The sequence below is a fragment of the Variovorax sp. dw_954 genome, from assembly GCF_018449755.1.
Classification (GTDB): domain Bacteria; phylum Pseudomonadota; class Gammaproteobacteria; order Burkholderiales; family Burkholderiaceae_C; genus Variovorax.
This window is the reverse complement of the sequence record NZ_JAAVVD010000027.1, coordinates 13,291-35,600: the sequence shown is the minus strand read 5'-3', so window position 1 is coordinate 35,600 and position 22,310 is coordinate 13,291. Positions and strand designations below refer to the sequence as shown.

18 protein-coding genes are annotated in these 22,310 nt (G+C 66.5%); 9 read left to right on the top strand and 9 right to left on the bottom strand.

Annotated elements, in window-relative coordinates:
* Positions 1-56 precede the first annotated feature (56 nt).
* Genes map through HB681_RS30615 form a run of 3 tightly spaced genes read left to right on the top strand, consistent with a single transcriptional unit; the run spans position 57 to position 4,521 of the window.
* The gene (gene map / locus HB681_RS30625) at positions 57-881 is read left to right on the top strand and encodes a type I methionyl aminopeptidase (RefSeq protein WP_213958661.1); all 825 of its coding nucleotides are present in this window, start codon (positions 57-59) and stop codon (positions 879-881) included.
* Positions 878-3,481: a [protein-PII] uridylyltransferase gene (locus HB681_RS30620; protein WP_213958660.1), complete on the top strand. Its 2,604-nt coding sequence runs from the start codon at positions 878-880 to the stop codon at positions 3,479-3,481. Before map ends, HB681_RS30620 begins: the two co-directional genes overlap by 4 nt.
* Before the next feature lie 5 nt (positions 3,482-3,486).
* Positions 3,487-4,521 carry an MBL fold metallo-hydrolase gene (locus tag HB681_RS30615; protein WP_213958659.1) on the top strand — a complete coding sequence of 345 codons (1,035 nt, stop codon included), beginning with the start codon at positions 3,487-3,489 and terminating at the stop codon, positions 4,519-4,521.
* A 2-nt stretch (positions 4,522-4,523) separates the two neighbouring features.
* On the opposite strand, the gene HB681_RS30610 is transcribed toward HB681_RS30615, so the two are convergent.
* The 3 genes from HB681_RS30610 to HB681_RS30600 form a co-directional block, all read right to left on the bottom strand.
* Positions 4,524-5,573, bottom strand: coding sequence for an amino acid ABC transporter permease (locus HB681_RS30610; RefSeq protein WP_213958658.1), 1,050 nt, complete (start codon positions 5,571-5,573; stop codon positions 4,524-4,526).
* Between the two features lie 58 nt (positions 5,574-5,631).
* Positions 5,632-6,621: an ABC transporter permease subunit gene (locus HB681_RS30605; RefSeq protein WP_213958657.1), complete on the bottom strand. Its 990-nt coding sequence runs from the start codon at positions 6,619-6,621 to the stop codon at positions 5,632-5,634.
* Between the two features lie 115 nt (positions 6,622-6,736).
* A complete protein-coding gene (locus HB681_RS30600) occupies positions 6,737-7,780 on the bottom strand; it encodes an amino acid ABC transporter substrate-binding protein (RefSeq protein WP_213958656.1) in 1,044 nt (347 codons plus the stop codon).
* 116 nt (positions 7,781-7,896) lie between these two features.
* Between HB681_RS30600 and HB681_RS30595 the strand changes: the two genes are divergently transcribed.
* Complete coding sequence (locus tag HB681_RS30595; protein ID WP_213958655.1) at positions 7,897-8,301, top strand: DoxX family protein; 405 nt, start codon at positions 7,897-7,899, stop codon at positions 8,299-8,301.
* 324 nt (positions 8,302-8,625) lie between these two features.
* Here HB681_RS30595 and HB681_RS30590 read toward each other — a convergent pair whose 3' ends face one another.
* Complete coding sequence (locus tag HB681_RS30590) at positions 8,626-8,772, bottom strand: hypothetical protein (protein WP_213958654.1); 147 nt, start codon at positions 8,770-8,772, stop codon at positions 8,626-8,628.
* A gap of 214 nt (positions 8,773-8,986) precedes the next feature.
* Between HB681_RS30590 and HB681_RS30585 the strand changes: the two genes are divergently transcribed.
* Genes HB681_RS30585 through HB681_RS30565 form a run of 5 tightly spaced genes read left to right on the top strand, consistent with a single transcriptional unit; the run spans position 8,987 to position 14,052 of the window.
* On the top strand, positions 8,987-10,006 hold the full coding sequence (locus HB681_RS30585) for an ATP-grasp domain-containing protein (protein ID WP_213958653.1): 1,020 nt from the start codon (positions 8,987-8,989) through the stop codon (positions 10,004-10,006).
* On the top strand, positions 9,996-11,213 hold the full coding sequence (locus HB681_RS30580) for a phosphoribosyltransferase domain-containing protein (protein ID WP_213958652.1): 1,218 nt from the start codon (positions 9,996-9,998) through the stop codon (positions 11,211-11,213). Before HB681_RS30585 ends, HB681_RS30580 begins: the two co-directional genes overlap by 11 nt.
* Before the next feature lie 58 nt (positions 11,214-11,271).
* On the top strand, positions 11,272-12,054 hold the full coding sequence (locus tag HB681_RS30575) for a hypothetical protein (RefSeq protein ID WP_213958651.1): 783 nt from the start codon (positions 11,272-11,274) through the stop codon (positions 12,052-12,054).
* On the top strand, positions 12,044-13,147 hold the full coding sequence (locus tag HB681_RS30570) for a cysteine protease StiP domain-containing protein (protein ID WP_213958650.1): 1,104 nt from the start codon (positions 12,044-12,046) through the stop codon (positions 13,145-13,147). Before HB681_RS30575 ends, HB681_RS30570 begins: the two co-directional genes overlap by 11 nt.
* Before the next feature lie 8 nt (positions 13,148-13,155).
* Complete coding sequence (locus tag HB681_RS30565) at positions 13,156-14,052, top strand: HpcH/HpaI aldolase/citrate lyase family protein (protein ID WP_213958649.1); 897 nt, start codon at positions 13,156-13,158, stop codon at positions 14,050-14,052.
* Positions 14,053-14,166: 114 nt separating this feature from the next.
* Here the strand turns inward: HB681_RS30565 and def are convergent, their stop codons facing one another.
* From def to smc, 5 genes are all read right to left on the bottom strand, one after another.
* Positions 14,167-14,706, bottom strand: a complete 540-nt coding sequence (gene def, locus HB681_RS30560) for a peptide deformylase (RefSeq protein ID WP_213958648.1) — start codon at positions 14,704-14,706, stop codon at positions 14,167-14,169.
* Between the two features lie 31 nt (positions 14,707-14,737).
* Positions 14,738-15,184: a hypothetical protein gene (locus tag HB681_RS30555; RefSeq protein ID WP_213958647.1), complete on the bottom strand. Its 447-nt coding sequence runs from the start codon at positions 15,182-15,184 to the stop codon at positions 14,738-14,740.
* Positions 15,185-15,274: 90 nt separating this feature from the next.
* A complete protein-coding gene (gene ligA / locus HB681_RS30550; RefSeq protein WP_213958646.1) occupies positions 15,275-17,359 on the bottom strand; it encodes an NAD-dependent DNA ligase LigA in 2,085 nt (694 codons plus the stop codon).
* Positions 17,360-17,456: 97 nt separating this feature from the next.
* Complete coding sequence (locus HB681_RS30545) at positions 17,457-18,554, bottom strand: cell division protein ZipA C-terminal FtsZ-binding domain-containing protein (protein ID WP_213958645.1); 1,098 nt, start codon at positions 18,552-18,554, stop codon at positions 17,457-17,459.
* Entirely contained in the window at positions 18,551-22,066 is a 3,516-nt protein-coding gene (gene smc / locus HB681_RS30540) for a chromosome segregation protein SMC (protein ID WP_213958644.1), read from the bottom strand. The genes HB681_RS30545 and smc overlap by 4 nt, the downstream gene beginning before the upstream one ends.
* Positions 22,067-22,310: the final 244 nt, after the last annotated feature.

Below are 22,310 nucleotides of genomic sequence, written 5' to 3'. Positions count from 1 at the left end.
GGGCCATCCGCGCAAGCCGGAGATTTTAGTCAACACCGGAGGGATAATTGACAGTTATGAGCATTACCTACAACGACGCCGCCGGCATCGCAGCCATGCGAGTCGCGTGCCGCCTTGCCTCCGAGGTGCTGGACCACCTCACGCCGCTGATCAAGCCGGGCATCACGACGAACGACATCGACCGTTGGGCCGCCGAGTACATGGTGAAGCAAGGCACCACCTCGGCCACGGTCGGCTACATGGGCGCGAGCAGCACGCCCTACCCGAAGTCGCTGTGCACCTCGGTCAACCACGTGGTGTGCCACGGCATCCCCAACGACAAGCCGCTCAAGAAGGGCGACATCGTCAATGTCGACGTCACCGTCATCAAGGACGGCTGGTTCGGCGACAACAGCCGCATGTTCATCGTCGGCGACGCGTCGATCGCGGCCAAGCGGCTGTGCTCGGTCACCTTCGAGGCGATGTGGCACGGCATCCTGCAGGTCAAGCCCGGCGCGCACCTGGGCGACGTGGGCCATGCGATCCAGAAGTTCGCGGAAGGCAACGGCTATTCGGTGGTGCGCGAGTTCTGCGGCCACGGCGTGGGCCGGCGCTTCCACGAGGAGCCGCAGGTGCTTCACTACGGCCGCCCCGGCACCATGGAAGAACTCAAGCCGGGCATGATCTTCACGATCGAGCCGATGATCAACGCCGGCAAGCGCGACATCAAGGAAGACGCCAAGGGCGGCCAGTACGACGGCTGGACCATCGTCACGCGCGACCATTCGCTGTCCGCCCAATGGGAACATTCGGTGCTGGTCACCGAGACGGGCTACGAGGTCCTGACCTTGTCGGCCGGCAGCCCGCCGCTGCCATCGTTCGTGAAAGCCACGGCCACTTGACAGTCCCTGCCGCGGTCGACGTGCCCATGCTGCGCGAGGCCTATCGCGCCCACAAGCGCGCCCTGTTCGACACCCTGCGGTTCGCACGCGCGCCCACGCGCAGCGTGCATACCGTGTTGCGCGAGTTGTCGGCGCTGGCCGACGAGACGCTGCGCGCCCTCTGGGCCGATGCAGACTTCGGCAACCAGTTGTCGCTGGTGGCTGTCGGTGGATTCGGCCGGGGCGAACTGTTCCCCTACTCCGACGTCGATGTGCTCCTGTTGCTGCCCGAACCCTTCGAGGGCGAGGTCGCGCCGGAGCGCCTCGAGGCCTTCATCGGCCACTGCTGGGACGCGGGCCTGGAGATCGGCTCCAGCGTGCGCACGCTCGGCGAATGCCTCGCGGAAAGCGCGAAGGACGTGACGGTGCAGACTTCGCTGCTCGAATCGCGCCTGGTCACCGGCGACAAGAAGCTCTACGCCACGTTCCGCAAGGGGTTCCAGGCGGCCATTGATCCGCAGGCCTTCTTCATCGCCAAGTCGCAGGAAATGCGGCATCGCCACCAGAAATACGAGAACACGCCCTACGCGCTGGAGCCGAACTGCAAGGAGTCGCCGGGCGGCCTGCGCGACCTGCAGGTCATCCTGTGGATGACCAAGGCGGCCGGCTTCGGGCAGCGCTGGGACGACCTCGCCAAGAACGGCCTGGCCACCGCCTTCGAGGTGCGCCAGATCAAGCGAAACGAAGCGCTGCTGAGCCTGGTCCGCGCGCGCCTGCACGTGATCGCCAACCGGCGCGAAGACCGCCTTGTGTTCGACATGCAGACCGCGGTGGCCGCCACCTTCGGCTACGAGGGCGAGTCACAGCGCAAGGCCAGCGAGGCGCTGATGCGGCGCTACTACTGGGCGGCCAAGGCGGTGACGCAGCTCAACCATATCCTGCTGCTCAACATCTCCGAGCGGCTGCAGCCGATGGGCGAGGAGCCGGTGCGCATCAACGACCGCTTTTTCGAGAAGGCGGGACTGATCGAGGTGGCGAGCGACGACCTCTACGTGCGCGACCCGCATGCAATCCTCGAGACCTTCCTGCTCTACCAGAAGACCATCGGGGTGAAAGGCCTGTCGGCTCGTACCCTGCGTGCGCTGTACAACGCGCGGCACGTGATGGACAGCAAGTTCCGCAACGACCGCGTGAACCACGTCACCTTCATGCGCATGCTGGTGGAACCGCGCGGCATCACGCACGCCTTCCGACTGATGAACGAGACCTCGGTGCTCGGACGCTACCTGCGCGTGTTCCGCAGCATCGTCGGCCAGATGCAGCACGACCTGTTCCATGTGTACACGGTGGACCAGCACATCCTCATGGTGCTGCGCAATATCCGGCGCTTCTTCATCGCCGAGCATGCCCACGAATACCCGTTCTGCTCGCAGCTGGCGGCCGGCTGGAACAAGCCGTGGATCCTCTACGTGGCGGCACTGTTCCACGACATTGCCAAGGGCCGCGGCGGCGACCACTCACGGCTCGGCTCGCTCGACGTGCGCCGCTTCTGCGCGCAGCACGAGATCGCCCGCGAGGACGCCAAGCTCATCGAATTCCTCGTGGCCGAACACCTCACCATGAGCACGATCGCGCAGAAGCAGGACCTGAGCGATCCGGAGGTGATCGGCGCGTTTGCAAAGAAGGTCGGCAGCGAGCGATACCTCACGGCGCTCTACCTCCTGACCATCGCCGACATCCGCGGCACCTCCCCGCGCGTCTGGAACGCCTGGAAGGGCAAGCTGCTGGAAGACCTCTACCGCGCCACGCTGCGCGCGCTGGGCGGCCACATGCCCGACGCGGGCGCCGAGATCGAGGCCCGCAAGCACGAGGCGCTGGTCGAACTCGCGCTCTATGCGCAACCGGCCGATGCCCACAAGGCCCTGTGGGAAACGCTCGACATCGGCTATTTCATGCGCCACGAAGCAGGCGAGATCGCATGGCATGCGAAGCAGTTGTCGCGCCGCGTGCCGATGGCAGGCGTGCCGATCGACCCCCATGCGGCGGCGCTGGTGCGCGCGCGCCTCTCGCCGGTGGGCGAAGGACTGCAGGTGGTCGTGTACACGCCCGACCAGATGGACCTGTTCGCGCGCATCTGCGGCTATTTTGAACAGGCCTCCTTCAGCATCCTGGATGCCAAGGTGCATACCACCACCAACGGCTACGCGCTGGACACCTTCCAGGTGGTCGCCACTTTCATCCCCGAGCACTACCGCGACTTGATCAGCCTGGTCGAATCGGGCCTGAGCAAGACCCTCGACGAAGCCGGCGCCCTGCCCCCGCCCGGCAAGGGGCGCGTGTCGCGCCGCGTGCGCAGCTTCCCGATCAAGCCGCGCATCAGCCTGCTGCCCGACGAGAAGGCGCAGCGCTGGCTGCTCAACATCTCGGCCAGCGACCGGGCGGGCCTCCTTTATTCGGTGGCGCGCGTGCTGGCCCGGCACCACCTGAACCTGCAGCTTGCCAAGGTCACGACGCTCGGCGAACGGGTGGAAGACACTTTCCTCATCAGCGGGCCGGAACTGCAGGGGCAGCGTGCGCAACTGGCGATCGAGACGGAATTGCTGGAGGCGCTGGCCTCCTGACCGCCATGTCCGCGCCACGCCATCACCGCGCGCGCGGCTTCCAGAACAACTACATCGAGTTCGAGCCCAGGTCGCTGGCGGATGTCCTGCGCTGGCGCGTGGCTGCCGCGCGCGAGGGGTTGCCGCGCCCGCCCTCCGCGCCGATCCCCCAGCTGCCGCCTTCGCTGGACTTCTTGCGTGCGAATGCGAGCGGGCCGGGGCAGCAGGCCGCGGTCACCTGGATCGGGCATGCCACGGTGCTCGCGCAGTTCGGTGGAATCTCACTCCTGACGGACCCGGTGTTCTCGGAGCGCTGCTCGCCCTTCAGCTTTGCCGGACCGAAGCGCCACCAGCCGCCGGCCATCGCGCTGGCAGACCTGCCGCACATCGACCTGGTGGTGGTCTCGCACAACCACTATGACCACCTGGACCGCCCGAGCGTGGAAGCGCTCGGCAGGCAACCCGGTGGCTCGGCCCTGTTCGTGGTGCCGTTGGGCCTTGCGGCATGGTTCCGCGATCTCGGCCTGGACAACGTCGTCGAACTGGACTGGTGGCAAAGCCATCCCCTGGCGGTGCCCGGTCGCGCGGATGTGGACGTGATGCTGGTGCCCGCGCAGCACTGGTCCGCCCGCGGCCTGCGCGACCGCATGCAGACGCTGTGGGGTGGTTTCGCGGTCCTCGCGCAGGATTGCCACCTGTTCTTCGCTGGCGACACCGGCTATTCGCGTGACTTCGCGGACATTCGCCAGCGGCTCGCGGCCCGGCAGGGCGCAGCGCAAGGTGGCGGGTTCGACATCGCCCTGCTGCCGATCGGCGCCTACGCACCGCGGTGGTTCATGGCAACGCAGCACATCGACGTGGCCGAAGCCGTGAAGATCCATCTGGACATCGGCGCCAAGCGATCGCTCGGCATCCATTGGGGCACGTTCGAGCTGACCGACGAGCCGCTGGACGAGCCACCGCAAAGGCTCACAGAGGAGCGCGAAGCGCAACGAATCGATGAAGACGCATTCTTTACCGTGGCGATCGGCGGTACACGCCGGCTGCCGCCCCGCGCATAGACCTATCGCCCCTGCGTGCCCAGCCTGCGCTCCAGCCAGGCGCTGTAGCGCGACAGCCCAAAGCACATCACCCAGTAAACCAGCGCCAGGAACAGGTAGCCCTCGAGGTAGAACGGCCGCCAGGTCGGGTCGCCCCCCAGCGCCAGTCCCAGCGCGCCGGTCAGTTCGAACAAGCCGACCACCGTCACCAGCGAGGTGTCCTTCAACGTGCCCACGACGCTGTTGGTCAACGCGGGCACGACGAGCCGCAGCGCCTGCGGCAGGATGATGTCGCGCTGCACCGGCCAGCGGCCGAAACCCAGGGCCATCGCCACCTCGGTCTGCCCGCGCGGCACCGCCTGCAGGCCGCCGCGGATGATCTCGGCAAGATAGGCCGCGACGAAGAGGCTGAGCCCGGCCAGCACGCGCACCAGCACGTCGGGCTGCCAGCCGGCCGGCCACAACAGCGGCAGCAGGAACGACGCCATGAACAGCACCGAGATCAGCGGCACGCCTCGCACCAGCTCAATGTAGGTCGCGCTCAGTGTGCGTGCGGCCGGCCACAAGGAGCGACGCCCCAGCGCAAGCAGCAAGGCCAGCGGAAAAGCCAGGGCCAGCCCCACCACGGCCAGCCCGATCGTCAGTGGCAGGCCGCCCCATTGGCTTGTCGGCACCGTCGCCAGCCCGAACACACCGCCGCGCATCAGCATGAGGAACAAGGCCAGGGCCAACACCCACAGGGGCAGCAGCCACCAGCGCCAGAAGCGGGGCCACGCGCTCAGCAGCGTCGTGGCCGACAACACGATCACCGCAACAGCCGGACGCCATTGGTCCGCATAGGGATAGCGCCCGAACAGCATCGGCCGCCACTTCTCCGCGACCACGCCCCAACATGCGCCCTGCGCAGCGCGGCATGCATCGGCATCCGGGCGAAAGACCGCGTGCAGCACCGCCCAGTCGAACAGATGCACCCCACCCCATGCGAACACCGCCAGCAACAGCAAGGTCGCGGCAGCGCGCAGCGGCGAGCCGAACAACTCCGCGCGCACGCCATGCCCGGCGCCGGTGTTCATTCGAACACCTCCTTGCTGCGCAGCGCGGCGCGAACGCCTTGCGACGGCCGGGCGCGGCTCATTGCCACCCTCGCATCGCCACGCGCGCGTTGTAGCGATTCATCAGCGCCGAGGTCAGCAACGACAGCGCGAGGTATATGGTCATGATCACCGCAATGCATTCGAACGCGCGGCCGGTCGAGTTGAGCGAGGTGTTGGCGATGGACACCAGTTCGGGATAGCCCACCGCGACGGCGAGCGAGGAATTCTTCGTCAAGCTCAGCAACTGGTTGGTCAGCGCAGGCACGATCACGCGCAGCGCCTGCGGCAGCACCACGATGCGCAGCTGCTGCCCCGGCGTCAGCCCAAGCGCCTGCGCCGCGAGCTTCTGCCCCGCCGACACGGAGGCGATACCCGCCCGCACGATCTCCGCGATGAAGGCGGCTGTGTAGAGCGCAAGCGCCAGCACCACCGCCAGGTATTCGGGACTCAGCGCCGCGCCGCCAGTGACGTTGAAGCTGCCGCGCTCGGGCCAATCGAAATGGCTGGGCCAGAAACTGCCGGGCTCGCCAACCGGCCATGGCATCGACAGCCCGCCCTTGCTGAGCCAGAAGCCGGGCGCGAGTTCGATGGCCTCCGTCGAGTCAGGCAACAGTTGCGTGATGGCGAAGTACAGCATCAGCAGTTGCAGCAGCAACGGCACGTTGCGCACGGTCTGCACATAGATCGCGCACAGCCAGCGCACCAGCATGTGCGGCGCGAGCCGCCCGATGCCCAGCAGCGTGCCGAGCACCACGGCGATCGCCGCGGCCGGCACTGAGGCTCGCACCGTATTCACCAAGCCAGCCAGGAAGGCGCGCCACAGCGGCTGGCTGCCATCGAAATCCAGCCAACCCTCGGCCACTTCGAAGCGCGCCGCATCCCAGAGGAAGTCGAAGCCCGAACGCACACCGCGCGCACGCAGGGTTTCGAGCGCGTGGTGGACGAGCCAGAACACGCCGCCCACTACCGCCATCACCAGCAGCGCCTGGAGCGCCCAGCCGAGCCAGGCACTTCGCCGCCCGTCCATCAAATGCTGCTCTTGCCAGGAACACCGCGGAGCCGAATCCGCCCAGCGGCGGATATCGCCGCGCGGCAGAAGCTTGTTGCAGCCGCACGCACTGCCGCGGAGCCTGGTGCGAGCGTCATTTCACCGGCAGCGCGTAGAGCAGGCCGCCCTTGTTCCACAGGTTGTTGGCGCCGCGCGGCAACTTCAGCACCGACTTCGGCCCGACGTTGCGCTCGAAGATCTCACCGTAGTTGCCCACGGCCTTGATGGCGCGGTACGACCAGTCCTTGTCCAGCCCCAGCAGCTTGCCGAGGTCGTCGCCGCTGCCAACCAGGCGCTGTTGCGCGGGGTCCTTGCTGGTGGCCTTGAGCGCATCGATGTTCTCCTGCGTGATCCCGGCCTCCTCCGCCTCGATGAGCGCATTGGGGACCCACTTGACGATGGCGAACCATTCGTCGTCGCCGCGCCGAACCGCGGGCGCGAGCGGCTCCTTGGAGATCAGCTCCGGCAGGATGAGGTAGTCGTCGGGGTTGGTCGCTTCCTTGTTGCGCAGGCCCGCCAGCGCCGACGTGTCGGTGGTGAAAGCCTGGCAACGGCCCGCGAAGAAGGCCTTGAACGAGGCCTCGAAGCTCTCGAACACCACGGTCTTGACCGGGATGTTGTTGGCCTTGGACCAGTCGGCCACGTTCTTCTCGTTGGTGGTGCCCGATTGGGTGCAGATGGTCGCGCCCTTGAGCTGCTTTGCACTCGTCACCTTGATCTTCTTCGGCACCAGGAAACCCTGGCCGTCGTAGTAGTTGATCGTGGTGAAGTTGAATCCGAGCGACGCATCGCGCGTGAGGTTCCAGGTTGTGTTGCGCGCCAAGATGTCGACCTCGCCGGCTTGCAACGCGGCAAAGCGTTGCTGCGAATTGAGCGGCACGAAGTCGACCTTCTTTCCGTCGCCAAGCACCGCGGCTGCGATGGCGCGGCAGGTGTCGACGTCCAGGCCCGACCAATTGCCCTGCGTGTCCGGCGCCGAGAAGCCGGCCACGCCATTGGTCACGCCGCACTTCACGGTGCCGCGCTGCTTGACGGCATCGAGCGTCTTGCCGGCGAAGGCGGGCGCGGCGGCAGCCAATGCGAGGGTGGCCGCTACCGTGGAAACAACGGCAAGCGCAGGTCGAAAACGATGGTTCATGGAGGTTCCTCAATTGTCAGCAGCGGGCAGTTTACGGGGATGCCCCTTGTGGCTGCAAAGGGATGCGACTGGCAGACAATCGCGCCCTCTTCATTCGTAGTTAAAAGGTTACTTGCATGATCCGTTCCGATGACACTGGCAAGCTGATTCTTCGCCTGGCCCTGGGCCTGCTGATCCTGCTGCACGGCGTCGCCAAGCTCAGCACCGGCGTCGGCTTCGTCGCCAGCGCCCTCGCCTCGCACGGCTGGCCGTCGGCGCTGGCTTACCTGGTCTATGTCGGCGAGATCGTCGCGCCTGTGCTGCTGATCGTGGGGATCTACACCCGACCGGCCGCCTGGATCACCGTGATCAACATGCTGGTTGCGATCGCGCTGGTGCACATGAAGGACCTCTCCTCGCTCGGCAAGAGCGGCGGATGGGCACTGGAACTCCAGGGCATGTTCCTGTTTGCCGCGCTGGCCGTGGCCTTCCTTGGCGCCGGACGATTCAGCGTGGGCGGCACCAGCGGCAAGTACAACTGACGAGGTGTGAATCTTTCTACTGCGGACGCCGAACGCGGGCCTGCGGTGTTGGCTCCGGCATGACAAGCGCTTCGCGCAGTTGTCAGCCTCTGCCGCAACTTCGTTGTCACTGCACGAGAGTGCGGTTCCGCGCCGCAGACCCGACCTCGGCGCCCTCGCAACGAAATCTTCACGCGTTCTTCGCGCCTCGGGGCGCGCTGGTAGACGGAGCGAACAGCCCCATCCACGCCGAAGGGCGCAGGCTCCTGGGGGGATTTACCGAGCGCAAAGTACAACGCGCGTAGTAAGCTTTGAACGAGCGCGCTTGGCGCTTGCACAGAATAATCAGGGAGACAAATCATGCATGCCTTCATTGGCCATGATCGCATTCGGCATGGAGATATGCGCCGCTTGACGCAACAGCGATATCCATCGCCCGACCGTCAACTGCGCCCGCACGACGACCCGGCAGCGCCCGGTTGCTTCGAGCAAGGGATCGATTCCTGAGTCCCTTCAACGACCTCTTGGGCCCGCCGGCCAGAGTCCCTCGCCTCGATCTCCGCTAGACCTTCCTGACTGTCGCAGCCGCGATGGTCCTTCGAGAGCGCCATCGCGTTTGCCTGACGCAGATGCGCGCAGCAGGCGAACAGCTTTCTCGAAGCGAGTACGGCCACGAGGCGCATCCTTCCTTTGCCAAATCGATCCCATGCGCGTCTGGTTCAACCGCCCTTTTGCCCTCGCCTACCGTGTCCTGTCCCTGATCAGGGAGGCGGACACAGCCCGGCGCTTCACACTCATCTGCACCCACAAGAAGACATGGTTCACCGGCTATGCCGCTGCCGACGAATGGCAGGTGGAGCCCGTCGGACTCGATGTCGACGCGTATCGCGACTGGTGCCTGGACTTCGCCGTCAGGCAACAGATCGACGTCATCGTCCCCGGCCACGAAGCGGCCGCCGTGGTCGGTTGCAGCGAGAAGTTCGCGGCGCAGGGCATACGCATATTGGCGCCAGCCAGCGGCGACACGCTGCCCCTGCTGCACGACAAGTCGTGGGTCTATCGGCAACTCGCGGACCAGGATTTCCTGGCGAGTTCCGTCGAACTGCGTGACCCCGCCACGCTGGGCGAGGCAGTGAAGACGATCTGGGCGCAAGGCCATCGCGCCTGCATCAAGCCCACCGTATCGGTCTACGGCAAGGGCTTCTATCGGCTGATGCATCCCCGCGACACGCGCAGGCCCTTGCGCGGCTTGACGCTGTCGGAATGGGCGAGGAAGGCGGTCGCGGAGGACGGCACCTGCGCCGCGCAGCAGGTCCTCGAATACTTGCCAGGCCACGAGTTCAGCGTGGATTGCGTCGCGGACCGGGGTCGTTGGGTGACCGGCGTCGTGCGGAAGAAAGCCATCCTCAGCGACACCCAACTGCTGGACGACGACCCGCTCCTGCTGGGTCATGCGCAATGCCTGGTCGAACGCTTCGGGCTGAACGGCATGATCAATGTGCAGTTCAAGGAAGACGCCCACGGCAAGCCCAGGCTGCTGGAAATCAACCCGCGCGCATCCGGCGGCGTGGCCATGAGTTGCTTGTCCGGCATCAACCTGCCTTGCCTCGCCCTGCGCGGCTTTGTCGACGGCTATGACGGACTCGTCATTCCCCAGGTCCGCCTGCGGCAGCGCGTGACCGAAGTGGCCGTGGCCATCAGCCTGCCCACCAGCCATGCGCAATAGCAATGAGGCCGTGATGCAGGAAGCGATGCAGGCGCATGTAGAAATGCCGACCGGCTGCCTGAAGGTTTCGGTGGACCGAGCGGATTGGCCTTTGCACGAACTCTGCGGATTTGCCGCGCGACACAACCCCAGGCGCGGCTTCCTGTTTGTCAGCAAGGTGCTGGGCAAGCACTGGCCCTGCAAGCCATCCACGATGCGTGCTGCGCATCTCGCGCTGGCAGCCAGGTTGGCTCCGCCGGGTGATGCGCCCGCACTGTTCATCGGCCTTGCCGAGACGGCGACCGGCCTCGGCCAGGGCGTGTTCGAGCAATACCTCGCGCGATTCGGCGCCGGCAGTGCGCTGTACGTTCAAACCACCCGCTATCCGTTGTCGGGCGCGGAAATGCTGCCCTTCCTGGAGCGTCACAGCCACGCGCAGAACCTGCGCCTGCATGTGCCGGCGCGCGAGGACTGGGCCGCCATGTTCAGGCGCGCGCGGCTGCTGGTGCTGGTGGACGACGAGTTGAGCACCGGCGACACCTACCTCAGCCTGATCGCCGCCTACAGCGCACAGAATCCCGCGCTCGAGGAAATCGCCGCCGTGTCGCTCAGCAATTTCATGGGCGAGGCAGGCCAGGCGCGATTTCACGAGCAACTGGCCTTGCTGGACGTGACCGGTGCACCGTCCAGGAAAGTGAGCTTTCCCGCCCTGGTGGAAGGCCAGTTCACCTTCTCTGCGAACCCGGATTTCCAGGCGCCTCCTCCGCCGGCAGCACAGGCGGACATGGATTGCCGCCGCGCCTACGACAGCAGCGCCAGTGCACGCCTGGGAAGCGACGCCCTCCTGCAATTGCCCGCGTCGCTCGTTGCCGGACTGGTCGACACGCTGCCGCGCCACAAGCCGGTGCTGGTGCTGGGCAGCGGCGAGTTCATGCATCCCGCCTACGTGCTGGGCACGGCGTTGGAAGAGGCCGGCCTGGACGTCCGTATCCAGTCCACCACGCGCTCTCCCGTGCTCGTGGGCGCCAGCATCGAGTCCCGCCTGGCGCTGCCGGACCTGTACGGCGAAGGCATTCCGAACGCGCTCTACAACTTCAAGGCCGAGGACTACGGTGCGGTGCTGCTGTGTCACGAGTCCCCTGGGGATGGCGACGACGGCGGCCTCGCCACCAGCTTGCGGCTGCTGGGAGCCCGCGCCGTCGGCTTCAACGGGGGGAGCGCTGCATGAGCGCCGCCCGGCCGCCCGAAGGCGCTCGCACCGCAGCGCGCAGCGCGAAGGTCACCCAATGAGCGCCGCCCGGCCGCCCGTGTTCGTGTTCAGCGACCTGGACAACACGCTGTTCTCCAGCGCGCGCAAACGTGCCCCAGGCGAGGATGCGCAGCCTGCCGCGTTGCTCCGGAATGGCGACGTCGTGTCGTACAGTAACGGTCGGCAGCGCGCCCTTCTGGACTGGCTGGCGCGAGATGCCCGACTGGTGCCGGTGACAGCACGCAGCGTGGAAGCCTATCGCCGTGTCCTGCTGTCGTTCTCCGGCCCTGCCATCGTGGGCTTCGGCGGCGTGCTGCTGGACGCGGATGGCCAGGAAGACGCCGAATGGGCGGCCCACATGGCGCAGGTCCTGGGGCCGGCCGCACCTTTGCTGGAGGAAACCTGCCAGCTGCTGCAGGCTGCGATCGATGCCCGCGGATTGAACGCGTGGGCGCGCGTGATGCACGAAGGCGGGCTGGCGCAATACGTGGTCGCAAAGCACCGCGAGCACGACGCCGATGCGCTGAGGCAACTCGGCGATGAGGTGCTGGGCCCGTGGCTGGCGGCGCATGCCGGGTTTCGCAGCCATCAGAACGCCAACAACCTCGCGTTGCTCCCGCCGGGGCTGGACAAGTCCGCCGCCCTGGCATTCCTGTTGTCTCGCTTGCGCTCGGTGCATGGCGAGATCGTGAGCATCGGCTTCGGGGACAGCTACAGCGATGCCGATTTCATGGCCTTGTGCGACTACGGCATGACGCCGGGCGGCACGCAACTGGGTCATCGGCTGGCCGGCCAGAAGGAGCGCACGCATGCTGGATGACCGCGCGCCGCTGCATGGCAGCTACCTGGCCGAAGACGTTCGCTTCCTGCTGAAGCCCCTCACGCTGGCGCCCATCACCGACACCGCGGAAAAGGAGCGCCTGATCCAGACAGGGCAGCGCCACTACAGCGAAATGATCGGCCGCGAGCAGTTGCCTTCGCCGGAGTACTTCTCGCTGTTCGAGCAGGCCGTGGAACGCAACGCGGCATGCATGGCGCGTGACGTCATGCGGCTGGCCCGGCACATCGTCGCAGCACGCGGAAAGGACATCACGCTGGTGTCGTTCGCCCGTGCCGGCACGCCCGTCGGCGTGCTGTTGCGCCGCACGCTGGCGATGTACTTCGACATCGATGCTCCGCACTATTGCGTCTCCATCGTCCGCGATCGCGGGCTCGACGCCGTTGCGCTGGATTTCATCTTGTCCAGGCATGCATCGGACTCGCTGGTCTTCGTGGATGGCTGGACCGGCAAGGGCGCCATCGCGCGCGAGCTGGTTCGCTCGCTGGCGTCATTCAACGCCAGCCGCCGCTTGACCATTCCAGCGCAGCTCTTCGTGCTGTGCGACCTTGCCGGGCAGGCATTCGCGGCGGGATCGTCGGATGACTACCTCATCCCTTCGGCCGTGCTCAATTCGACGGTGTCCGGCCTCGTGAGCCGTTCCATCCTCAACGAGCAGATCGGCCCCAAGGATTTCCATGGCTGCCTGCTTTACCCGGAATGGCAGGCGCAGGACCGGTCCCGGTGGTTCGTCGAAGGCATCGCCCAGGCGTTGCAGGACGACAGTGATCGATACCTGTCGGAGCCCCTGCCCCCGCACGATGCCGTGCGGCTGCGGGCGAAGTCGCAAGCACTTCTTGATGGGCTTGCCCGCCGCTACGACATCCAGGACGTCAACCTCATCAAGCCCGGTATTGGCGAGTCCACGCGCGTGATGTTGCGCCGCATGCCTCACATGCTCCTGCTGCGAAATCGCACGGACCCCGCCACGGCGCACCTGGCGTGGCTGGCCGAAAGGGCGTACGTGCCCATTGAACTGGACCCGGCGCTGCAAGTGCGTGCGGCCGCCGTCATCAAGACACTTGGAGAGGACTGATTTCGCCTATGAAACCCGCCACTGCCTGCGCGCCGCATCTGGGCGCTTCGCTCTACGTGCCGGCGACCCGTTCGAAGTTGGGCGCGGTCCTTTCCGGACGCGAAATACCGGCCTTGCGCTCCGTCATCGCCTGCACCGAGGACGCCGTTGCCGATGGCGAACTGGAAGGCGCTTTGGCCAACCTGGCCGCTGTCCTTCGGGCGCTGGATCCGTCTGAACTGCGGCCCGACCTGCTGCGCTTCGTGCGTGTGCGCAATCCCGTCGTGATGGCGCGCGTACTGGCGATGCCCGGGGTCGAGAAGCTCGACGGCTTCGTCCTGCCGAAGTTCACGATGACGGTGCTGCCGCAATACCGCGCTCTGTTGAAGGGCAGGAATTTCTGGCTCATGCCCACGCTTGAAACGCCCGAGGTCTTCAACCCCGACGCCATGCACGAACTGTCCCGGGCGCTCTGCCAGGATGAATGGAAGTCGAGGATCCTGGCTTTGCGCGTGGGCGGCAGCGATTTGCTGCGCCTCCTGGGCCTGCGTCGCACGCGCGGGTTCACCTTGTACGACACGCCGTTGGGCAGCCTGCTTTCTCAACTGGTGTTGACGTTCAAGCCACTGGGATTCGCCCTGACCGCGCCCGTGTTCGACTTCATCGAAGACGAACATGTCCTTGCACAGGAGGCCAGGCGCGACGCTGCTTTCGGCTTCTGCGGCAAGACCGCGATCCATCCCGCGCAGATCACGACGATCGAGGCGGCCTTTCACGTGAGCGCCAGCGAGTTGATTGCGGCGCGCCGCCTGATGGAGCCCGATTGCCCCGCCGTCTTCAAGCACGACGGCACCATGTACGAAGCGGTGGTCCACCGCGATTGGGCCCGGCAGGTCATTGCCAGGCGCGAAATGCTGGCGCTGTAGGGTGTGCCTCGTACGACCTTGCAATCAAGCGCAGAACAAGGCGGAGCGCCGAAGACGGTACGGTAGCACGGCAAGTCGATCCAACGCAGTGATGCGCTTGATCCCGAAGTCGTATCAGTCGTCCTCGCTGGCGTCGAGCCCCGGAAACAACACCTCGGTAAAGCCGAAGCGCGAGAAGTCGCGCACGCGCATCGGGTACAGCTTGCCCAGCAAGTGATCGACTTCATGTTGCACCACGCGCGCATGGAAGCCGCTCACCGTGCGGTCGATCGGGTCGCCGTACGGATCGAAGCCGGTGTAGCGGATGTTCGCGAATCGCGGCACCACACCGCGCAGGCCCGGCACTGAAAGGCATCCCTCCCAGCCCTCCTCCTCTTCGTCGCCGATCGGCGTGATGACGGGGTTGAGCAGCACCGTGCGCGGCACCAGCGGTGCATCCGGATAACGGGGATTGACGGCGTCGGTGCCGAAGATCACGAGTTGCTGGTCGACGCCGATCTGCGGTGCTGCCAGGCCGGCGCCGTTCACCGAATGCATGGTCTCGAACATGTCGCGCACCAGCATGTGGAGTTCGTCGGTGTCGAATGCGGGGACGGGCTGGGCGATGCGCAGCAGGCGCGGATCGCCCATTTTCAGAATCTCGCGAATAGTCATCTGTCGATTATCGCGAGGGACGTTCCGCAAATCACGGACCCGAGGGATGCTCAGCACCCACCGGTCCCTGGATCACCCGCTCCCCGCCAGTCTGCCAACCTGGCTGCCTTGGCGGGGCCTGGCGAGGGCCACCCTGGGCAGGACCGGGGCCCTGCCGCGCATAACCTTGGCCATAGCCGGGACGCGGTGCATTCCCCGGGCCATATCCCGGATGTGGCGCAGGGCCCGGCGCGTACCCGGGCCGGTAGGCAGGACGGCCGTAATAGCCACGGTCGTAGTAACCGCCACCGCCGCCCCAATAACCGCCAACGCCGACGCCAACCGTCACCGGCGGCGCGACGACCACCGGGCCGGGTTCTCCGTAGTAAGGCTGTCCGTAGCCCTGGTCGCCGTAGTAGTAGCCCGGCGCCACGCACCCGGTCAGCGCAGCCGCTGCACCCACCGCGGCCAACAATGCAAGGAATCGAATTCTGTTCATGGCAAATGCCTCCTGGTCAACCTGTTCAACGGCCCGGCGCCGTCACTGTTGACCGCACCAGGGTGGCGCGAGGTAAACCCGGGGTAAACCTCAATCCGGCTTTGCCAACATTTCGAGCATTCGTGCTTCGTCGATCACTTCGACACCGAGTTCACGCGCCTTGTCGAGCTTGCTGCCTGCTTCGGCGCCTGCCACGACATACGTCGTCTTCTTGCTGACGGAGCCCGAAACCTTGGCACCGGCTGCTTCCAACTTGTCCTTGGCTTCGTCACGGCCGAGCGTAGGAAGAGTGCCGGTGATAACGAAGGTCGTGCCCGCGAGCGGTTTGGGCGCGCGCGCCGCGGGCTCGCCCTCTTCCCACTGCAGGCCGCAGGCACGCAATTGTTCGACCACTTCGCGGTTGTGGGCCTGGTCGAAAAAGGTGCGCAGGCTTTGCGCAACCACCGGGCCGACGTCGTTGACCTCGAGCAGTTGTTCCTCGGTCGCGTCCATGATCGCGTCGAGCTTGCCGAAATGCTTGGCCAGGTCCTTGGCCGTGCTCTCGCCGACATGGCGGATGCCGAGGCCGAACAAGAAGCGGTTCAAGGTCGTCGTCTTCGACTTCTCCAGCGCCTCGACAATGTTCTTCGCCGACTTCTCGGCCATGCGGTCGAGCCCGACCAGCGTGGTGAAACCGAGCTTGTAGAGGTCCGGCAAGGTGCGGATCAGGTTGGCGTCGACCAGTTGTTCGACCAGCTTGTCGCCGAGCCCCTCGACTTCCACCGCGCGGCGCGCCGCGAAATGCAGGATCGCCTCCTTGCGCTGGGCGCCGCAGAACAATCCACCGGTGCAACGGTAGTCGGCCTCGCCCTCCTCGCGCACCGCATCCGAGCCGCAGACCGGGCACTTGTGCGGCATCGTGAAGATGGCGCCGCGCTGGTCGCCCGGCTTCGCGATGCTCTCCGCCACCACGCCGACCACTTCGGGAATCACGTCGCCGGCGCGCCGCACGATGACCGTGTCGCCCACGCGCACGTCCTTGCGGCGCGCCTCGTCCTCATTGTGGAGCGTGGCATTGGTGACAGTCACGCCGCCGACGAACACCGGCGCCAGCTTGGCCACCGGCGTGAGCTTGCCGGTGCGGCCGACCTGGATGTCGATGGCCAGCACTTCGGTGAGTTGCTCCTGCGCCGGGTACTTGTGGGCCACCGCCCAGCGCGGCTCGCGAGAGACGAAGCCGAGTTGCCGCTGCAGCGCCAGGCTGTCGACCTTGTAGACCACGCCGTCGATGTCATACGGCAAGCCATCGCGCGCACGGCCCATTGCCTCGTGGAACGCCACCAATGCCGCGGCGCCGAGCGCGCGTTGCGTCTGTGTCGCGACCGGGAATCCCCAGGCCGCGAACTGCTGCAGCCAATCGAACTGGGTCGCGCAATCCGGGCCGCCTTGTTCGGCTGGCGTGACTTCGCCGAGCCCATAGGCGAAGAAGCTCAACGGGCGCGCCGCCGCAATCGCCGGATCGAGCTGACGCACGGCGCCGGCCGCTGCATTGCGCGGATTGACGAACACCTTCTCGTTCTTCTGCCCGGCAGCGATCTTCTCGCGCTGGCGCTCGTTCAGCGCCTCGAACTGGTCGCGGCGCATGTAGACCTCGCCGCGCACTTCCACCACGGGAGGCGCATCGCCCTGCAGGCGCAGCGGTATCTGCTGGATGGTGCGAATGTTCTGCGTGACGTCCTCGCCCACCTCGCCGTCGCCACGCGTGGCGGCCTGCACCAGCACGCCGTCTTCATAGCGCAGGTTCATCGCAAGGCCGTCGAACTTGAGCTCGCAGATGTATTCGATGGGTGGCGCGTCCTCCGCGAGCCCCAGTTCACGACGCACGCGCGCGTCGAAGGCGCTGGCGCCGCCGGCGGTGATGTCGGTCTCCGTGCGGATCGACAGCATCGGCACCTTGTGGCGCACCTTGATGAAGCCATCGAGCACCTTGCCGCCGACGCGCAAGGTCGGTGAATCGGGCGTCCGCAGTTCAGGGTGCTCGGCCTCGATGGCTTGCAGGCGCTGGAACAGCTTGTCGTACTCCGCGTCCGGAAGCTCGGGCGCGTCGAGCACGTAGTAGAGGTGCGCGTGGTGGCGCAGCTTCGATCGCAGGCTCGCGGCCTCGTCGGTTGCCGACTGCTTGTTGGGTGGGGTCATGTCGGAATCGTCTGCAAGATTGTCGGGGATCCAGATCGTGGCTGCGGTGCAGCGCCACGACAACGTCGAAGCCGGCTGCAACCCGTACGCGCTGGCCCTAGCTGAACAGCCGCCGCGCCAGGCCCGAACCGGCGGAAAGCTCGCGCGAATCGAGCGTGTCGTAGAGCTGCTCGAGGTCAGTGCCGATCACGTCCATGATCTCGTCTCGCAGCAACTGGCCGTCGCCGTCCGTCACCACGCCGTCCATCTCGCGTGCCAGCGCCGCAGCCACCTCGCGCATGCGCTCGAAAGGCCGTTCGCTGCGGTCGACTTGCGGCACGTCGAGGCTCAAGGTGAGTTCGCGGATGGCGGACTGCGCCGGATCGTCAGCGAGCGCGGCCTGGGTGTCGAACGAGAGGCCGAGGATCGGCGGCAAGCCAGGTTCGCTGGTGGGCAGGACCATGCGGCCCGGAATCATCCCGGCGACAAAACCGTGCCGCGCCGCGCTCTGCTGCACGTAGCCCGGGCTCCACGCGGCATGCAGGGCGCGCAGCACGAAGCCGAGCTGCGCATCGTGCGCGCTGGCGAACTGGTCGAGTTCGCGGGCGCGCGCCACCTCGTCGAGCATCTCGGGGAACTCGGGCGCGCCGCTGACCATGTCGGCGAAGGCTTGCGCCTTGACGACGAATTCGGAGTATTCGATCTCGTTGAGCGCGCCGGTGCGGTTGGCCAGTTGCACGCCGACCTGGAAAGCGCCGTAGCGCTGGCCAGGAACAGGCTGCTCCCAGTTGGCCGTGTGTTCGTTGAGTCCTTCGACGGCCACCGGCTTGCTGCCGGCGCGTCGCGTGGCCGGCATGGCGGCCAAGGCCGCATCGCCGGAGGCCAGGCCGTCGAGCGACACCGGCGCGATCACGTCGATCAGGGGGTCGAGGCCGCCGCGCTTGTCGGCGGTGGAGGCAGTCAGGCCGCTCGGTGGCGGCAGGTCCGGGTCGAACAAGGGCTCATGGCGATCGCCGCCGGGCGCGTGGTGCGGGTCGAGGTGCAGCACCGGCTCGGTGCCGAAGTTCGACCCCGGCACACCTTCCAATGGCGCTGGCTGCGTCGAGGCGTCGGGCTGCTTCGGCGCGTTGCGGCGCGACATCCAGGCGTTGTAGCCAACCACCGCGGCGAGCACGAGGCCGCCCAGGATGGCAAGGGCAACCGTCAAATTGCTCATGCCATTTCAGCCATCGACTTCGCGGCCTCCATATCGACGGCGACGATGCGCGAGACGCCTTGCTCCTGCATCGTGACGCCGATGAGTTGTTCGGCCATTTCCATGGCGATCTTGTTGTGGCTGATGAAGAGGAATTGGGTTTCGCGGCTCATGGCAGTGACGAGTTTGGCATAGCGCTCGGTGTTCGCGTCGTCGAGCGGCGCATCCACTTCGTCGAGCAGGCAGAAAGGTGCGGGGTTGAGCTGGAAGATGGCGAACACCAGCGCGATGGCGGTGAGCGCTTTCTCGCCGCCCGAGAGCAGGTGGATGGTCTGGTTCTTCTTGCCGGGCGGCTGGGCCATCACCTGCACGCCGGAATCGAGGATCTCATCGCCGGTCATCATGAGCCGGGCCGTGCCGCCGCCGAACAGCTCGGGGAACATGCGGCTGAAGTGCTCGTTGACGATCTTGAAGGTGCCGCCGAGCAGTTCGCGCGTCTCGCCGTCGATCTTGCGGATGGCGTCCTCCAGCGTGCCGATGGCTTCGTTGAGGTCGGCCGACTGGGCGTCGAGGAAGGTCTTGCGTTCGCTGGCGATGGCAAGTTCATCGAGCGCCGCGAGGTTCACCGCGCCGAGCGCCGCCACTTCGCGATGAAGCCGGTCGATTTCACCTTGCAGCCCGGTGAGGCGCACCTTGTCGGTCTCGATCGACAACGCGACGGCCTCGATGTCGGCCTGTGCGTCGATCAGCAGCTGCGCGTATTGCTCGAAGCCGAGGCGCGCGGCCTGTTCCTTCAACTGGAATTCGGTGATGCGGCTGCGCAGGGGCTCCAGCTCGCGTTCGAGCCGCAGGCGGCGTTCGTCGCTGGCGCGCAGCTTGATGGTGAGGTCGTCGTACTGGCTGCGCATGGCGCCCAGCGAGGCTTCGCGTTCGAGCTTGAGGGCCAGGGCATCCTGCAGGCCGGCTTGCGCCGCGGCGTCGGACAGCCGGGTCAGCTCGCCCTGTGCGCGCTCCTGCTCTTCGGCCAGCGCCACCGATTGCTGAGTGGCGGTTTCGATCGCGCGGCTCAGCTCGCCGCGACGCGCTTCCAGCGTGCGCTGCGAGAACGTCGCTTCCTGAGCCTGCCGCTCCAGGCTGCGGTGCTGCTCGCGGCTCGCGGAAAGCCGGCGCGCGGCTTCGATCACGCGCTCATCGAGTTGCGCGTGGCGCTCCTGGCTGTCCGCCAGTTGCAAGTCCAGTTCCTCGAAGCGCGCTTCGGCGGCGATGCGGCGTTCCTGCAACTCTTCCAGTTGCGCATCGACTTCGCCGAGGTCGCTGGCGAGTTGCTGGCTGCGGGCGCGCGCCTGTTCCGCCAGTTGGGTCAGGCGCAAGTTCTCGACCTGCAGTTCATGCGCACGCGACCGGGTTTCGGCGGATTCGCGTCGCGCCGTGACCAGGCGCGATGCGGCATCGCCGTAAGCGGCCTCGGCGCGCACCAGGGCGGTACGGGCTTCGTCGCTGATCAGGGCCTGCGCGCGGATCTGGCGCTCCAGGTTCTCCATTTCCTGCTGGCGCGCCAACAGGCCGGCCTGCTCCGAATCCTGCGCGTAGAAGCTCACGCCGTGCGCGGACACCGCATGGCCACTCTTCACGTAGATCACTTCGCCGGACTTGAGGCGATTGCGCTGCGCCAGCGCGTCGTCGAGGTTCCCCGCGGTGAAGCAGCCGTGCAGCCAGTCGACCAGCAGGGCCTGCAGGCCGGCATCGTTCAAGCGCAGCAGGTCGGACAGGCGCGGCAGTTCTGATGCGTCTGGTGCGACGCCCGCGCTGGGCGGGCTGTAGAAGGCCAGCTTGGCCGGAGGCGCATCGTTGCCAAAGGCGCGGACCATGTCCAGGCGGCTGACTTCGAGCGCGCCCATGCGTTCGCGCAGCGCCGATTCAAGCGCGTTCTCCCAACCCTGCTCGATGTGGATGCGACTCCACAGGCCCTGCAGGCCATCGAGGCCATGCTTCGCGAGCCAAGGTGCGAGCTTGCCGTCGGTCTTGACCTTTTCCTGCAATGCCTTGAGCGCTTCGAGGCGGGCCGAGAACTCGGTGAGCCGGCCGCCCTCGGTGTTGACGGCCTGCTGGCGCGTGCGGCGGTCGTCGTCGAGTTGCGGAACCTGCTCCTGCAAGTCATGCAGCCGGGCCTCGGCTTCGCTCGCCGCCTCCTGGGCTGCTTCCAGTTGCTCCTGGAGGTCGGCAAGCCTGGCTTCGTCGGGCGCGTCGAGTGAGCGTTGGTCGTTGCGCAGGCGCTCGCTGCGTTGCTGCAATTGGCGCGTCTGTTCGTCGATGTTGCGCTGGTCGGCGGCGAGAACCTGGATCTGCTGCTGGACCTGGACCACGCTGCCGCGCTGGGCATTGGCCTCGTCCTGTGCGCGCTGCTGGGCCTCTTCGAGTTCGGGCAGGCGCGCATCGTGTTCCTCGAGTTGCGCAGCCAGCAGGATGGCCTGCTCCTCGGCATCGACGCCCTGGCCGGCCAGGGTCTCGATCTCGGCCGCGGCGTCTTCACGGCGCGTGCCCCATTGGCCGATCTGCTCGCGCAACTGCAGCAGGCGCTGCTCGACGCGGGCACGGCCCTCGACGACGAAGCGGATCTCGCCTTCGAGCCGGCCGACTTCGGCGCTGGCTTCGTAGAGCTTGCCCTGGGCCTGGTTGACGTGGTCGCCGGCCGCGTAGTGGGCCTGCCGCACGGTCTCCAGTTCCGCCTCGACATGGCGCAGGTCGGCGGTGCGGCTTTCGAGGTCGTTGATCGCCCGTTCGGCCTCGGCCTTGACCTTGGCCTGGTCGGCCTCGCTTTCGGTCCGCTTGAGCAGCCACAACTGGTGCTGCTTGCGCGTGACGTCGCCGTTCAGCGTGTTGTAGCGCGCGGCCACCTCGGCCTGCTTCTCCAGGCGTTCCAGGTTGGCGTTGAGTTCGCGCAGGATGTCTTCCACGCGCGTGAGGTTCTCGCGCGTGTCACCCAGGCGGTTCTCGGTCTCGCGGCGGCGCTCCTTGTACTTGGAGACGCCGGCTGCTTCTTCGAGAAAGAGGCGCAGTTCCTCTGGCTTCGATTCGATGATCCGGCTGATCGTGCCCTGCCCGATGATCGCGTAAGCGCGCGGGCCGAGGCCGGTGCCGAGGAACACGTCCTGCACGTCGCGGCGACGCACCGGCTGGTTGTTGATGTAGTAGCTGGAGGTGCCGTCGCGCGTCAGCACGCGCTTGACCGCGATTTCAGTGAATTGGGCCCATTGGCCGCCGGCGCGATGGTCGGCGTTGTCGAACACCAGTTCGACGCTTGAGCGGCTGGCCTGCTTGCGGGTGGTCGTGCCGTTGAAGATCACGTCCTGCATCGATTCGCCGCGCAATTCGGAGGCGCGCGATTCGCCAAGCACCCAGCGCACCGCGTCCATGATGTTCGACTTGCCGCAGCCATTGGGACCCACTACGCCGACCAGTTGGCCGGGCAGCATGAAGTTGGTGGGTTCGGCAAACGACTTGAAGCCGGAGAGTTTGATGGAGTTGAGGCGCACGACGAGTCGGCCAAGACGTTGATTTGTAAGGAAAAATGCACAGCTTGAGCGGCTGCCTTGCAAGGCGACGATGATAACGTGCAGAAATGGATAACACCCCCAAGCGCCTGCGGCGCGCGCCCTCGAAGGGGCGCACCCAGCGGCCCGGCAAAGCCGGCTCCGCGGGTGCCCACGAACAGACCCCGCTCGTATGGCCCTTCGCACCGCGAGCATGAGAACTGATATGCCTTGCCGGCCTGTCGGA

What these genes read in the sequence shown, in the direction of transcription:
- map (WP_213958661.1), top strand. Translation starts at nt 57, where the DNA reads ATGAGCATTACCTACAACGACGCCGCCGGCATCGCAGCCATGCGAGTC.
- HB681_RS30615 (WP_213958659.1), top strand. Translation starts at nt 3,487, where the DNA reads ATGTCCGCGCCACGCCATCACCGCGCGCGCGGCTTCCAGAACAACTAC.
- HB681_RS30610 (WP_213958658.1), bottom strand. Translation starts at nt 5,573, where the DNA reads ATGAACACCGGCGCCGGGCATGGCGTGCGCGCGGAGTTGTTCGGCTCG.
- HB681_RS30605 (WP_213958657.1), bottom strand. Translation starts at nt 6,621, where the DNA reads ATGGACGGGCGGCGAAGTGCCTGGCTCGGCTGGGCGCTCCAGGCGCTG.
- HB681_RS30600 (WP_213958656.1), bottom strand. Translation starts at nt 7,780, where the DNA reads ATGAACCATCGTTTTCGACCTGCGCTTGCCGTTGTTTCCACGGTAGCG.
- HB681_RS30595 (WP_213958655.1), top strand. Translation starts at nt 7,897, where the DNA reads ATGATCCGTTCCGATGACACTGGCAAGCTGATTCTTCGCCTGGCCCTG.
- HB681_RS30585 (WP_213958653.1), top strand. Translation starts at nt 8,987, where the DNA reads ATGCGCGTCTGGTTCAACCGCCCTTTTGCCCTCGCCTACCGTGTCCTG.
- HB681_RS30580 (WP_213958652.1), top strand. Translation starts at nt 9,996, where the DNA reads ATGCGCAATAGCAATGAGGCCGTGATGCAGGAAGCGATGCAGGCGCAT.
- HB681_RS30575 (WP_213958651.1), top strand. Translation starts at nt 11,272, where the DNA reads ATGAGCGCCGCCCGGCCGCCCGTGTTCGTGTTCAGCGACCTGGACAAC.
- HB681_RS30570 (WP_213958650.1), top strand. Translation starts at nt 12,044, where the DNA reads ATGCTGGATGACCGCGCGCCGCTGCATGGCAGCTACCTGGCCGAAGAC.
- HB681_RS30565 (WP_213958649.1), top strand. Translation starts at nt 13,156, where the DNA reads ATGAAACCCGCCACTGCCTGCGCGCCGCATCTGGGCGCTTCGCTCTAC.
- def (WP_213958648.1), bottom strand. Translation starts at nt 14,706, where the DNA reads ATGACTATTCGCGAGATTCTGAAAATGGGCGATCCGCGCCTGCTGCGC.
- HB681_RS30555 (WP_213958647.1), bottom strand. Translation starts at nt 15,184, where the DNA reads ATGAACAGAATTCGATTCCTTGCATTGTTGGCCGCGGTGGGTGCAGCG.
- ligA (WP_213958646.1), bottom strand. Translation starts at nt 17,359, where the DNA reads ATGACCCCACCCAACAAGCAGTCGGCAACCGACGAGGCCGCGAGCCTG.
- HB681_RS30545 (WP_213958645.1), bottom strand. Translation starts at nt 18,554, where the DNA reads ATGAGCAATTTGACGGTTGCCCTTGCCATCCTGGGCGGCCTCGTGCTC.